Raw genomic sequence first — 13,349 nt, forward strand, 5'->3', positions numbered from 1 at the left:
GCGCCTTTCTATGCGTACGGAACGGAAGTGATCTCTGCGGCGATGTGCTGCCGCCAGATCTCGAATGCGGGAATGTCCCCGCCGTCGCAGCCGGCGGGCGCCGAGTCGGTACACACCCGGGCGGCCTCCTCGGGTGTCCGCCCGCCGCACAGGACACGGGCGGCGACATGCGTGTGGGCGGTCGTCGTCCCCGCCCGCTCGCGCGCCTCGCAGGCGAACGCGGAGCCCTGCGCCAGGTTGGGCCGGTGCTCACCCGCGTGCTTGGCGAAGCGCCGCAGCTCGTCCTCGTCGGCGCTGCCCGCATAGGTGCAGGCGAGCCCGGCGCCGGCGTACATGTCGCCGTGCCGGTGGGCGGGAAAGGCGTCGATGAGCTCGGCGACGATGTCCGGGTCGGTGCCGCCCACGAACCACAGGGCGCGCCCGATGCCCTGGTCGACGACGCGGGCACTGTAGGCGTCCGGGCCGCCCTTCCAGCTGAAGGGGTGTTCCAGGCCGGGGTCGCGGACGTAGGCGTCGGTCTTGAAGTACGCCTGGTGGAAGCCGTATCCGTCCAGGATCAGCCAGCGCAGCACCGGATCGAAACGCGTCACGTCGGGCCACAGGAACCGCGGCAGCCGGGCCATCGCCCAGCCGACGCCGACATGGATCATGTAGTTGTGGTGGCGGCCCCTGCCCTCCAGGATCCCGGTCAGCCGCTTGCTGCCGCCCGTCAGCGAGTCCAGCATGACGGCACCCATCCCGGCGCCCTCGTACGCGAAACCGCGAAAGGCCCGGGGAACCGTCTCCAGCCAGTCGGCAGCCTGGTCCGCGGAGCGTGCCTCGACCGCGTAGGCGTATCCCTGGAGGAAGCTCGTGCCGACCGTTTCCAGCTGCTGCTTGGCCTCCGCGTTCTTGATGTGGAACCCGCGTGTTTCCAGCTGCGTTTCCCGCACATTGGGCGTGAGGACCCGGCGCCTGAGCGCACGCATCATGGACACCTGAAATACCGCCCCTCGATCCTTTGCCTGAATTCCCGTTCGCTAGACGAAGATATTCGACAGGGGTACCCGCGCGGCTACTCCAGGAATGCTTGACGGGAATGCGTGAGAACTTGTTCGCGCACCGCGCGGCGCCACAATTCATAGGCCGGGACAGCACCGGAGGCGCCCGGCTCGGGCGCGGCGGCGTCGGCCAGCGCGGCCGCCGCCTCGACGGTGATCCCGGCCAGCGCGTGCAGCGCGGTCCTGGTGTGCTCGGGGACGGTGGCGGAGAAGTGGCGGGCCTTCGCCGCGAAGACCGCGCCCTGCGCCACATGCCCGTACAGCTCACCGGACTCCGCGCGCAGCGCGGCCAGTTGGTCGGCCGTGGCGCAGCCCGCGAAGGTGGCGGCGAGCCCGACACCCGACCACAGATCCGGCCGGCGTTCGTGGGCGAACCTGCGCACGGCGGCGCTGACCTGCCCCACCCGCGCACCGTTGATGAACCACAGGGCGCGGCCGATGCCCTGGTCCACCGCCCGCTGGAAGTAGCCCGGGTGCCCCTCCCACGCGTAGGGGGTGTCCGGGCGCTGGTCCTCGACCCAGCGGGTGTGGTCGAAGTAGGCGCGGTCGAAGCCGTAGCCGTCGACGGCCAGCCACGTCATCGGCGGGTAGAACTCCTTGCCGTCGAGCTCCTCGGGCACGGCCTTCTTCCACAGCGGCCGGGGCAGCTTGGCCATGGCGAAGCCGATGCCGATGTAGTTGAGGAAGATGTGGTGCCGTCCGGCGCCCTGCAGGAGCTCCCGGGTGCGTCCGCCGCGGCCGGGCAGCGCGTCCCGGATGACCGAGGCCATGGTCGCGCCCTCGTAGGCGAAACCCTGCACCTCCGGTTCGACCAGGGAGAGCCGCCGCTCGACCTCCCACAGCTCCCGGGACTCGATGCCCCATTCGAAACCGGTCACCACGGCCTGCGGGATGGCCTCCAGCTGCCGGGTGGCAGCGGTTTCGGTCACCGGGAACCCGCGCCCGGCGAAGCTCACGTCACGCAGGGACGGAGCCATCAGAAGTCTGCGCACAGAGCCCATAGCCGTTGCCATGCGGCGCCTCCTCGGCCGGCCACCAGGGGGGTGGCGGGGGCCTCATCGTCGATCGGCGGCCAGGACCAGGGCATCTCCGGGCGTGCGCACACCCCTTGGCCGCGCGCTTCCGGCGCCGTCGCCGGTGCTCAGGCCGCCCAGGGCGCGATCGGATACCAGGGGATGATCTCGCGGCGCGCCAGCAGCCTGACGTCCCAGTACAGGACGGTGAACACGCCCGCGACGATCAGGGTCACCGCGGTCACGGCCGCCATCCGGCCCGGACGGGCCGTCATCCAGGCGGAGAGCCGGCCGCCGGCGAAGTAGGCCAGCAGGAAGAAGAGCACCGCGATGATCACCACGTTGCCGAGCGACTGCAGCACGAACACCGCCGCCCCGTACAGGGGGTTGCCGCTGTCGGCCGCGTCGCGAAAGAGCCGGCGGAAGAGCGGATACGGGCGCCCGATGAGGAAACCGCCGACCAGCACACCCATGAACACCGTCTGGGCGTGCGGGAAACGGCGGGCCGCCCTCGCGAACGGATCGCGGGTGTAGCCCAGCGCGCCGAGCCCCAGCCAGAACATCGAAAGACCGATCACCCCGAACGCGACCATCGACTGCACCGACCACCCCGACAGCTCTCCCGCAGCGGGCTGCGCCTCGGAGAACTGCGGCATCGACGTCCCCACCAGAGCGACCACCGCCCCGTACACCGCCGAGACCGCGGCCATCCCCAGGAAGAGCCAGGCCAGCGGCTTGAGCGCCTGGACGGCCCGGCCCGCACGGCTGTTGACCGTCCCCAGCATCGGGGCGACCGTGCCGAACACCGCGATGTTGCACGCGGTGAGGGTTCCGGCCAGACCCGAGGTGAAGGCGAAGGCGATCCCGGTCGCCACCGACGCGAGCGGGGCCGTCTCCGGATCACGGCCGAGGATCGACCTGGCCACGTTGCCGCCGACCGTCTGGTCGACGAACTCCGCCGACCAGACCACGGTCAGAAGGAAACCGGCCGCCGCACCGAGGAACAGCAGCAGTCCGCGCCGCCGCACCCCGGCTTCTTTCCTGCTGCCGACGCCGCTGTCACGAACCGGTAAGTGATCGGTGTCTGCCACGACAGAGCTCCCTCGTCGGCCGTCGGATCCGGGCGACAGCGTAGGGGCGGCGTGCGGCGGTTTCTTGTTCCAGGTTGCTGAATCCGCGGACGCCCAACGCGGCGGAGCAGGGCGGGCGCTCAAGGCGGGGCGGCCGAGCCGAAGTCAGCAACACGGAAGTTGGTCCCCGCCGCCCTCCTCAGGAACATGGACGGGTCTACCGCCCGGACGACCGACAAAGGACGCGCCCATGGCCCACATCGACATCGGCAACGACGAGCCCGGCATCCGCGGTCTGATGGCCCACCGCCCGGACACCGCCGCGCCGCTCAACCACCTCGCCAACGTGCTGCTGCGGGAGCCGGCCACCCTGAGCCGCGGGGAACGCGAGCTGATCGCGGCCTACGTCTCCCATCTGAACAACACGCCCTTCTGCGCCGGCACGCACGGCGCGGCGGCCGCCGCCCAGCTCGACGGCGGCCGGGACACGGTCCGGGCCGTGTGCGCCGGCCCGGACAGCGCACCGGTCACCGCCCGGCTGCGCGCCCTGCTGCGCATCGCGGCCGAGGTGCAGCAAGACGCCCGTCCGGTGTCCCAGGAGGCGATCGACGTGGCCCGCGCCGAAGGCGCCCAGGACAGCGACATCCACGACACCGTGCTGATCGCCGCGGCCTTCTGCATGTACAACCGCTACGTCAGCTGCCTGTCCACCGACATCCCGGCCGAGGACTACTACGCCGTGGCCGCACACCGCATCGTGGGACACGGCTACGGCACGGGCCCGGCCCCGGACCACGTCCCGGACCTGCCTCTTGGCGCCTCAGCCCCCGCGGACGGAAGCTGAGGCCGACACCTGCGCGGCGTACGGTTCCAGCGCCAGCCGCAGGGCGTCGGGCACCCGCGTGGGCCGGGTGTCGCCGTTGGGCCCGCGCATACAGGCCACCCGCTGCCGGCCACGGGCCACCAGCTTCTCGCCGCCCTCGTGCAGGCGCACGTAGTCGAAGGTGAAGACGATCTGTGTCTGGGTCAGCTCCTCCAGACGCATCTGGATCGACAACCGGTCGAAGGCGGTGATCTCGGCGAAGAACTCACAGCTCACCGAGATCGTGAACAGCTTCAGGTCCTCACGGATGTCGTCGAGCACCTCGGGGGCCCTCTCCAGCAGGAACATCTCCCTGCACCGGCCCTGCCAGCGGACGTAGTTGACGTAGTAGACATTGCCGACCAGGTTGGTCTCCTCGAATCCGACGACATGGCGCAATTCGTAGTAGGGCCGCACGTCGGTCATCAGCGCTTCCTTTCCTTCGCCGTCAGGCAGGGCGGGCGAAGACCGGTGACGGCACGAACGGATCCACCACCAGGCCGAGTTCGAATCATGGGAAGGGACCCCACCGATACGATTGAGGATCGCCCGCCGACCGGCATCTCCGGGCTTGCTGAGGGATCTCCGACCCGGGCGAAGCGTCCCGGCCGCACCGGGCCTCGACGGCTGATCCCACCGGCCGAAGAACCGGTCCGACACCCCATCGGGTCCAGATGACGGAGAGGCTTCATGAGTCGAACGGGCGTGCGCCCCAGAGTGCTCGTCGTGGGCGCCGGCCTGGCCGGCACCGCCACGGTGATCCGGCTGCTCCACTTCGCACGAAGACCACTTGAGATCGTCCGGCTGGAGCGGCGCCCCGACTACCGCTGCGCCGGAGTCGCCTACCACCGGGACGGCAACCCCTGGGACCACGTCTTCAACATCCAGGCCGGCCGGATGTCCGTGTTCCGGGAAGACGTCCTGGACTTCATCCGCTGGGCCAACCACGAGGCCGACCGCCGCGACTGGCCACCGCACTGGGCCGCACAGCACTTCACCGAACACGGCCCGGCGCCCCGCCGGATCTTCCAGGACTACCTCCAGGACCGGCTGGCCGAAGCCAGACGAGAGGCCTACCCCGGCGTCGACCTCGTCGAAGCGGACGGAGACGCACTCGACCTGGACACATGCGAGCGGGGCGTCGAGGTGACCGTGGGCCACCTCTTCGCGCACGGCATCGAGGGCCTGCGGCCCGGGCCGCGCCCGGACACCCAGCTGCTCCGCGCGGACCACGTCATCCTGGCCACCGGCCCGGAGCTGAAGGATCCGCCCTTCGCCGCGGAGGTCGCAGGCCACCCCTCCTTCATACGCAACCCCTACTCCGCGACCGCCATCCGCACCCTCACCCGCCTCGCCCCCCACGCCACCGTCGCCCTCGTCGGATCCGCCCTGACCGCCTACGACTCGGCGGGCCTGCTGCTGCGCAACGGCCACACCGGGCGGATCCACCTCATCTCCAAGTCCGGGACGATCTTCCGCACCTACCCCCACACCCACGAACACGGCGTCCTGCGACTGCCCCGCCCCGACGCCCTGCTGGAGCCCTACCGCAACCGCGAGGAATTCCTGGCCAGGGTCAAAACCGCATGGCAGGCGGCATGCTCAACGGTCCGGGACAACCACCCCGACATCTCCTCCGCGATCATCTCCGAGCGCGTCGCCAAGGCGTGGGAGCCCTACCTCCCCGAGGCCATCGCACGCATCCCCACCGGCGAACTGCGCTTCCTGCTCGATGAGTTCGCCACCACCATCGCCGCCCTGCGCGTGGGTGCCGTGGAGTACACGATGGGCGTCATCAAAGACGCCATGCGGCCACCGCACGGCACGGTGGACCTGCTCCTCGGAAGGGTGCGGGCGATCACCCCCACCCCCTCCGGACGGCTGCGGGTCTCGGTCGCCGCCCAGCAGGCCAGGCACGACATCGAAGCCGACCTGGTGGTCTCCAACTTCGCCAGGGAGTCCGACTACGCCAAGGTCGGCCGGCCGCTCTGGCGCAACCTCCTGCGCAAGGGCATGGCGACCCCGCACGAGCGCACCGGACGCGGCCTGGAGGTCGACGAATGCGGAACGCTGCTGGGCGCCGACGGGCGACCGGCAGGACCGATCTCCGCGGTCGGCGCGCTCAGGGAGGGCGACGAGATCGTCCGGCACGGCCGCACCGGCGCGTTCACCTTCAACCTCGCCGCCATCAAGAACCACTCGGTGTCCGTCGCCGCCCACGTCGTCGAGCAGCTGGACCTGCGCCAGGACGGCCTGACCGACATCGCGGCCCGACACCCCCATTACCGCAGCTATGCCAGCAATCCGGAGGAAGCGGCCAGGGCGGCCCTGGAGGAGTCTGTGGTACTGGAAGTGCGAAGGCTGGCCACGCGTGAACGCCGGCAAAGAGCAGCACTCGACTCCCGCCTGCACGCGAGCATCCTTTCCCTGAGCGGCCTCCCGGCCCTCCCGAGAGATGTCTCCCGGCCCGACCGCCTGATGAGAGCAGTCGTCAACCGGGTCGCTGTGGAACGCCTCAACGACGTCTCCGTGACACCACGGCAGTTACGTCGGCAACTGGGGATCGAGAACGCCGAGAACCTGGAGGGCTAGTTGAACGGGAACGGGCGGCGGATTGCGGGATTCCTCCTGGCCGGCGGCACCGAAAGCGTGCTGCACGGCATCTGCAACCGCACGAGAAGTCCACGCGAGGGCACCATCCTCGTCGCCCCTTCCCTCGAAGCCGGGCTCTACGACGCCATCGTCGCCGCCCGCGCGGTGGTCTGCGGCTCCGGCGGACTGACCGGACACATGCAGTCCCTGTGCCGGGGCAGAGGCATCCCCGTGCTCCGCGTCGAGGAGGCCGACCTCGCCGATCTGGTCGGCGAGGTGACGCTGTACCTGGAGAGCGCCTCGATCGTCGTCGGAGCGCAGCCGGCCGCCCGGCCCAAACCCCACGGCCCCACCCTGGACGACCTCGGCTCGGCCTGCGCGGTCATCGCCGACCTGCAGGACATCACCGCCATCAACGCCTGCGGGCCCAACGCCGCACAGGTCGGCTCCTTCTTCATCCGCGAGGAGTTCCTCTGCCTCGCACTGGGCCTGAGCCCGCTCGACGCCCTGGCCGGCGGCCCCGAAGACATCACCGCCTACGGACAGGCCATCGCAGGCAGGCTCTGCGGCTTCGTCCAGGCGCTGCTGCCCGGCCAACGCCTGGTCCTGCGGATGCTCGACCTGCGCTCCGACCACGCGGCCGACGTCACCGAGAGCGCCCCCGTCGCGGTCGAGCCGAACCCCGAGATGGGCCTGCACGGCGCCCGCTGGCTGCTCGGCTGCGCCTCCTACCGCGACGCCCTGCACGTCGTGCTGTCCACACTGCGCGACCGCCTCGGCGACGAAGCCGACCGGGTGAGCCTCTCGGTGCCCTTCGTCAGCGACGAGAGGGAGTTCACCCGGCTCAGGACACATCTCGACCTGCCCGACGGCGTTCCCCTCTCGGCGTTCATCGAGACGCCCTCCGCCGTGCACGCCACCTCGGCGATGTGCGCCGCGGGCGCCAGCGAACTGTTCGTCGGCATCAAGGACCTGGTGCAGTTCTATCTCGCGGCGGACCGGGGCAACCACCTGGTCGCCGACTCCTACCGCACCCGCCACCCGGCCGTCCTGGACGGGGTGCGCAGGGTCGTGGAGTCCGCCCGCGCCGCCGGCACCCCGGTACGGGTCTTCTCCCTGGCCTCCGACCTCGACCACTACCTGGCGAACCTGCCGGCCCCCGACGGCTACATGATGTGCACCGCCGAACTCCAGCAGATGCTCCTCAAGTACTCCTCCCGGACCTGACCACCACGCCGCGCCCCCGCCACCGGCCGTACGGCCGGTGGCGGGGGCGGGCGGGTGCGGGAGCGGAACTGCCCTGGGACGGGCGCGGGGGAGCGCAGCCCGTCCCAGGAGTCCTGCGCCCGTTGCGGGCGGGTCCTGCTCAGCCCGCCGTCCGCGGGCGGGTGAGCAGGGGCAGCTGCCCGCGGACACCGGCCCGCCCGGAGGTGCTGCCGTCGGGGGCGGGGGCGCCGTAGGTGACCTCGACGCCCCTCTCGCGGGCCGCCTGGACGATGCCGGGAACGGCACGTTCGGCGAGCGCGGAGATGGTGAGCGCGGGATTGACGGTGAGGGCGCCCGGCACGGCCGAGCCGTCCGTCACGAAGATGCCGGGATGGCCGCGCAGTTCGTGCCGGTCGTCCAGGGCGGAGGTGTACGGGTCGTCGCCGATGCGGCAGGACGCGAGCGGGTGGACGGTGTAGGCGCCCACCACGTCATTGGTCCAGGGCGTCACGCGGGAGAGCCCGTCGCGTTCCAGGATGTCCTTGACGACCGCGTCGGATTCGTCCCAGCCGCGCAGGGTGTTGGCGCTGGGCCGGTAGGAGATCGGGCCCCGGCCGAGCATCTGCTGGGAGATCCGCACGGCGTTCCCGGTCGGCGGGGGCGGCCCGAAGACGCCTTCGTTGTCGTCCTCGACCATCGTGAAGATGGTCAGCCAGGAACGCCAGCGCCGGACCATCTCGGTCTTCTCCGCACCGAACCAACTGGGCTCGGGGGCATCGGGGACCTGGGCGAGGATGGTGCCGAACCCCGGCGGGAAGTAGAGCTGTTCGAGGGAGAAGCGGGAGTGCTCGGGCAGGCTGCCGTCGAGGTTGTCCCAGCTGGCCACCACCGGCCCCTTGCCGATCTGGTTGGCCAGGTAGGCGATGTCGCCGCCGCGGTCGAGGCCCAGCAGGTCGCGGGCCCGCTCCTCGTCGATCAACGCGTTGTTGAGCCGCTCGCCGTTGCCGGAGAAGTAGCGTCCGACGGCATGGGGCATCGTGCCGAGGTCGGCGGCGGAGCGCTGCAGGATGACCGGGGTGGCGCCCGCTCCCGCGGCCAGAATGACGATCTTGGCTTCGATGACACCGCTGCCGTTGCTCAGGCGGTAGTCCGTGTCGTCGATGGTGTTGTAGTGGACGCGGTAGCCGCCGTCGGCGGTGCGCGTGAGTTTCTGGACCTCGTGCAGCGGCCGGATCTCCGCCCCGTGGGCGCGCGCGGCGGGAAGGTAGTTCAGCAGCAGCGAGCGTTTCGCGTCGAACCGGCAGCCGGCCATCATCCAGTTGCAGTTCGTGCACTTGGAGTTGTCCACAGCGGTGGGGACGGGATTGGCGGTCCGGCCGGCGTGGTCGCAGGCCGCGGCGAAGAGCCCGCCGGCGTAACTGACGTCCTCCCAGCTCTGGGTGGTGATGGGCAGGGCCTCGCTGACCACGTCGTACCAGGGGTCGAGGACATCGCGGTCGATGGCGGCCGGCCACATGCGCCGGCCGATGCTGCCGGTGCGCTCGAAGACGAAGCGGGGCGCGCGGGGCATCGCGGCGAAGTAGACGACGCTGCCCCCGCCGACGCAGTTGCCGCCGAGCAGGCTCATGCCGTCGCCGACGGTGAAATCGAAGATGCGGGTATAGGAGGAACCGAGCAGGAAGTCGTGCTCGAAGTCGTTCGACTCCAGCCAGGGGCCCCGCTCCAGCATGGTGACCTTCGCCCCGCCCGCGGCGAGGTGGTACGCGGTGATGGACCCGCCGAACCCGCTGCCCACGATCAGCACATCGGTCTGCTCGATCGCATTCACGCCAGGCTCCCGGAGGGTGTGGTGTCGGGGTGCAGACGGGCAAGGGGGCGGCCGTAGGAGAACTCGGAGAAGCGCCACAGCCCGTCTTCGGAGGGCGGCGCGAAACCCAGGGCGGCCAGGCCCGGGTGGCCCGCGGCGATCGCGTCGGCGGTGTGCAGATGGGCGCCGGTGTCGAAGGCCATGTTGCTGAACAGGGCGAGACTGACCCAGATGTCGCGCTCGGGGTGTCCCGGAGCGGTCAGCACGGCCACCAGGTGCCTGCGCTCGGTGTAGGACAGGGCCACGAAGGGCGGCACCGCCTCGCCGGTGTCATCGGTGTCGTCGGGGTCATCGGTGGTGTACAGCCGGGCATGGGCGTTGAGGGCGTCGGCGAAGTCCTCCAGGGAGTCCGACAGCCCGGTGGCGGGGGTGCGGAGCAGTTCCAGGGCGCCCGCCGCCACCGCGCCGGGACCCGGTACGACGCCGGCCACCGCCCGGTCGCCCTCGTACCGTTTCGCACCGGGGACGATGGTGTCGGCGAATGCTTCCAACGTGCTGACTCTGTCCTGATCTGGCAGCGGTTGAATGGGTGGCATTCCTTCTCCATTTCGGCGCATGGGCGGCATGGAATCGGCAGCGACTCGACAGGTCGAGAACCACTCCGCACAGATCCTCCGCCGTGGGGGTGGGCCGGGCATCTCCGTCATTGCTGCCTCGATGTGCTGCGGTGAACGCGGGGGCACCCCTGGTGGCGGCCGTGCACATGGCGCGAATACGCCCCGCGGCCGGGTATGGGGTGATGCGGCCGGTGCGGCAAATGCCGCTTCTCCCGCGTATTTCCCCCGGATCACCGGAATTTCGCAGAAATGATTTCTTCCACGGCCCGGGGTCCGGCTGAATTCAGCTGCCGGTCCTGGTCTCGTGCCGGCGGATGGCCTCCTCGGCTTCCGCGATGCGCCGCAGGCCCAGCAGGATCGGCTCATACAGGACTGTCAGCGCGACCGCCGCCTCCAGCTGTTCGCCCGAAGATGTGTACCGATCCGCCACATCCAGTACGGGGGCGGCGAGTTGACCCGCAGCGTGCGCGTACGGCGTCAGGTCTTCGACGGCGCACGGATAGCCGAGGCGTATCAGTGCGCCGATCGCGGTCACGAGCATCGCGTGCGTCGGCGATTTCGCCGCGGATTCCCCGCTGTTGTCCCAACCGAACCGCTCGAGCAGGGTGTCAACCCGCTGGCGCGCGGCCTGTGTCGCCGGGTCCATCGGCGGCGGCCCGGGGCCGGGGGGGAGTGCGAAGAGGGCGGTTTCCAGGCGCAGATGAGGGGATGTGGACTCGTCTTCCACCGCGGCGAGGACTTCCCTGGCCGTGGCCATGGACATCTTCCCCACGTGGACGAGTGCCCGGATGAGGCGCAGGCGCCGCAGATGCGACTCGTCGTACTCCGCCTGTGTGGTCGTCACCCGCCGGCCCGCGTGCAGCAGCCCTTGCCGCATGTAGTACTTGATCGTGGGCACCGGCACCCCGCTCTTCCCGCTCAGTTCGGCCATGCGCATGCGCTTTCCCCACTTCTCTCGATGCCGCCGGTGAGCAGGCCGTTTGCGCTGGGCCATCTCCCGGGCGGTGCGGACGGAGGCTCCGGGCCTGCGTGCTGCCGCGATCACGGGGGCGGCGGGGGTGCGCGGCGGGGTGCGGGGGTGGGTCCGGCGGTGCGCCGGCCGCGGCGCGGGATCATCCGGCGGCCCGGACGATGTCCGTCTCGAACGCCTCGGACCGCACGCGCTGCAGCGCCACCAGTATCGGGGGGTCGAGAATGCGCATGCCCCGCAGCCGGAAGTCGGTCGGGCCGAGCGGGGTGTCCCGGCGCACCTCCAGAGGGCCGAGGGAGCCCACATGAACCGCTTGGTCCTCGGTCAGGGCCTCGCAGGCGTGTCCCGGAACGGAATGTCCCAGCAGGAACCACGTGCCCTCCGGAACCTCGGTGATTTCGAAAGGTCCGGGAAAGGGGAGGACGGTGCAACTCACCGGCTTTCCCTCGGGTACCCGCGTAGGGAAAAGGCCGAGGAATAATAATCCCAGATCCGCACCCTCGGGTGCGGTGACGGAACCGTATACCGAACCCCCGGCGTCTTGCTTTCCCGCGACCTTTACCGAAGTGACGAAGCCGTTGAATCTCCGGTATACGGAGGGGGATACTCCGACGCTTCCTGAAAATCGCGAGCTGAAGGTTCCCACGCTGCTGTACCCGACCATGTGACTTATGGCGGTGACAGTGAGATCGGTGGTCAAAAGCAGTCTTTTTGCCTCCCGGATGCGCATCGCCGACAGGAAACGGCCCGGTGAGACGCCCGTCACCCTCTGGAATTCGCGGGAGAAATGAAACTTGCTGTACATGGCGAACCCAGCTATGTCGTCAATGCTCAGCGGCTCCGAGAGGTTCTCCCGCATGGTCTTGATGGATCGCTCGACGGCATCGACAATGGTGGGCACCGCGCGTTTCCCGCTCTCCATTTACCCTCCCAGGGCAGTGAAAAGGCGATCAGGTCGGTGAATTCGAGGCCATGGGGCCGGACGGGGGGCGACCTAGAACGCTCACAGCGGAATGGACGTTAGCAGTACGTCTCACAGCCGAACAAGCATCCGTTTTATGTTTCGAGTGCATAAACCATGGGAATATACGCACGCCCGTTGGAGTGCCTTAAAACAGCAACATCGGAGATGTTACGAGCTCCTTTGACTTCCTCGACGATGCGGTTCTCGACCGACTTCCAACCGGATCTATTGCTCTCCGTAGTGAGCATCGGGAGAGAAGGACCGGACGCCGGGCTGCCACACACTGGGTGCCGGAACATATCCGCAACGAGTGGAGGGAATTCCCCATGGCGAAGCAGAGGGACGTCCTGGCAGATCTGGTCGAGGAAGGGGACGCGCTCGATGCTCTGGTCGCGGAGTTGGGCGACGCCGAGTGGGATACGCCGACCCCCGCGGAGGGGTGGACGATAGCCCATCAGATCGCACATCTGGCCATGGTCTTCGAGCTGGCGGAGAAGGCCGCCGCCGACGCCCCGGCCTTCAAGGCCAAGGTCGCCGGGCTGGGAACGTCCTTCGACGCGGCGGTCCAGCAGGGGCTGTCCCCCTACCTGGCGGCCGGCCCGGCCCGGCTGCTGGAGCGCTGGCGGAGTCAGCGCGCCGCCGCCGAGCGGGCGCTGTTCGCGGTCGGGCCCGCGCAGATCGTGCCGTGGCTGGTGCGTCCCATCCCCGCGGGGGTGCTCGCCGCGGCGGGGATGATGGAGACCTTCGCCCACGGCCAGGACGTGGCGGACGCACTGGGCGTGCGGCGGACGTTCACCGACCGGATCCTCCACATCGCCGAATTCGTAGTGGTCACCTGGGATTTCGGCTACCAGTCGCGTGAAATCGCAGCGCCGACGACCGGGTTCCGCTTCCGGCTGACGGCGCCTTCGGGAGAGGTGTGGGAGAGGGGACCCGCCGAGGCCGACGAGCTCATCGAGGGTCCGGCGGTCGACCTGTGCCTGCTCGCCACCCGGCGGCGCCACCGCGCGGACCTGGCCCTGACCGCCACCGGCCCCGAGAGCGACCGGTGGCTCGACATCGCCCAGGCGTACCGCGGTCCGGCGGGCCCCGGCCGCCGTCCGGGGCAGTTCAGCGAAGTGCTGGGGTAGCCGGCCGCAGGTGGCGAGGGGGGAGGGGGAAAGGGCCGGGGGCCCGGGGCCGGTCAGCCCCGAGCCCCCGGCCCGTCC

Annotated in this window: 12 protein-coding genes; 4 read left to right on the forward strand and 8 right to left on the reverse strand. The window is 70.0% G+C overall.

Annotated elements, in window-relative coordinates; all coding sequences use genetic code 11:
* Nucleotides 1–8 precede the first annotated feature (8 nt).
* The 3 genes from ACZ7DY_RS35690 to ACZ7DY_RS35700 form a co-directional block, all read right to left on the reverse strand.
* The gene (locus tag ACZ7DY_RS35690; RefSeq protein WP_471143207.1) at nt 9–977 is read right to left on the reverse strand and encodes a DUF1702 family protein; all 969 of its coding nucleotides are present in this window, start codon (nt 975–977) and stop codon (nt 9–11) included.
* A gap of 77 nt (nt 978–1,054) precedes the next feature.
* Nucleotides 1,055–2,053, reverse strand: coding sequence for a DUF1702 family protein (locus ACZ7DY_RS35695; RefSeq protein WP_471143209.1), 999 nt, complete (start codon nt 2,051–2,053; stop codon nt 1,055–1,057).
* A 128-nt stretch (nt 2,054–2,181) separates the two neighbouring features.
* Nucleotides 2,182–3,144, reverse strand: coding sequence for a hypothetical protein (locus ACZ7DY_RS35700; RefSeq protein WP_471143212.1), 963 nt, complete (start codon nt 3,142–3,144; stop codon nt 2,182–2,184).
* Between the two features lie 229 nt (nt 3,145–3,373).
* On the opposite strand from ACZ7DY_RS35700, the gene ACZ7DY_RS35705 reads away from it, so the two are divergent.
* A complete protein-coding gene (locus ACZ7DY_RS35705) occupies nt 3,374–3,967 on the forward strand; it encodes a carboxymuconolactone decarboxylase family protein (RefSeq protein WP_471143213.1) in 594 nt (197 codons plus the stop codon).
* Here ACZ7DY_RS35705 and ACZ7DY_RS35710 read toward each other — a convergent pair.
* Nucleotides 3,944–4,411, reverse strand: coding sequence for an acyl-CoA thioesterase (locus ACZ7DY_RS35710; protein WP_471143215.1), 468 nt, complete (start codon nt 4,409–4,411; stop codon nt 3,944–3,946). The two genes, ACZ7DY_RS35705 and ACZ7DY_RS35710, sit on opposite strands and share 24 nt — an antisense overlap.
* A 264-nt stretch (nt 4,412–4,675) precedes the next feature.
* Between ACZ7DY_RS35710 and ACZ7DY_RS35715 the strand changes: the two genes are divergently transcribed.
* Both ACZ7DY_RS35715 and ACZ7DY_RS35720 read left to right on the forward strand, forming a co-directional pair.
* Nucleotides 4,676–6,577 (forward strand): FAD/NAD(P)-binding protein, encoded by a 1,902-nt coding sequence (locus tag ACZ7DY_RS35715; protein ID WP_471143217.1) that lies wholly within the window; start codon nt 4,676–4,678, stop codon nt 6,575–6,577.
* Nucleotides 6,578–7,804 (forward strand): putative PEP-binding protein, encoded by a 1,227-nt coding sequence (locus ACZ7DY_RS35720; RefSeq protein WP_471143220.1) that lies wholly within the window; start codon nt 6,578–6,580, stop codon nt 7,802–7,804.
* A 139-nt stretch (nt 7,805–7,943) separates the two neighbouring features.
* Here ACZ7DY_RS35720 and ACZ7DY_RS35725 read toward each other — a convergent pair whose 3' ends face one another.
* The 4 genes from ACZ7DY_RS35725 to ACZ7DY_RS35740 form a co-directional block, all read right to left on the reverse strand.
* Nucleotides 7,944–9,611 (reverse strand): FAD-dependent oxidoreductase, encoded by a 1,668-nt coding sequence (locus ACZ7DY_RS35725; protein ID WP_471143222.1) that lies wholly within the window; start codon nt 9,609–9,611, stop codon nt 7,944–7,946.
* Nucleotides 9,608–10,186, reverse strand: coding sequence for a DUF5987 family protein (locus ACZ7DY_RS35730; RefSeq protein ID WP_471143224.1), 579 nt, complete (start codon nt 10,184–10,186; stop codon nt 9,608–9,610). Before ACZ7DY_RS35730 ends, ACZ7DY_RS35725 begins: the two co-directional genes overlap by 4 nt.
* A 304-nt stretch (nt 10,187–10,490) precedes the next feature.
* The gene (locus ACZ7DY_RS35735; protein WP_471143226.1) at nt 10,491–11,144 is read right to left on the reverse strand and encodes a MerR family transcriptional regulator; all 654 of its coding nucleotides are present in this window, start codon (nt 11,142–11,144) and stop codon (nt 10,491–10,493) included.
* A gap of 175 nt (nt 11,145–11,319) precedes the next feature.
* Complete coding sequence (locus tag ACZ7DY_RS35740; RefSeq protein ID WP_471143327.1) at nt 11,320–12,036, reverse strand: helix-turn-helix transcriptional regulator; 717 nt, start codon at nt 12,034–12,036, stop codon at nt 11,320–11,322.
* A 431-nt stretch (nt 12,037–12,467) separates the two neighbouring features.
* Here ACZ7DY_RS35740 and ACZ7DY_RS35745 point away from each other — a divergent pair, with 431 nt between their 5' ends.
* Complete coding sequence (locus ACZ7DY_RS35745) at nt 12,468–13,271, forward strand: TIGR03084 family metal-binding protein (RefSeq protein ID WP_471143229.1); 804 nt, start codon at nt 12,468–12,470, stop codon at nt 13,269–13,271.
* The last annotated feature ends 78 nt before the right edge of the window (nt 13,272–13,349 follow it).

Source organism: Streptomyces sp. NPDC037013, from assembly GCF_055607265.1.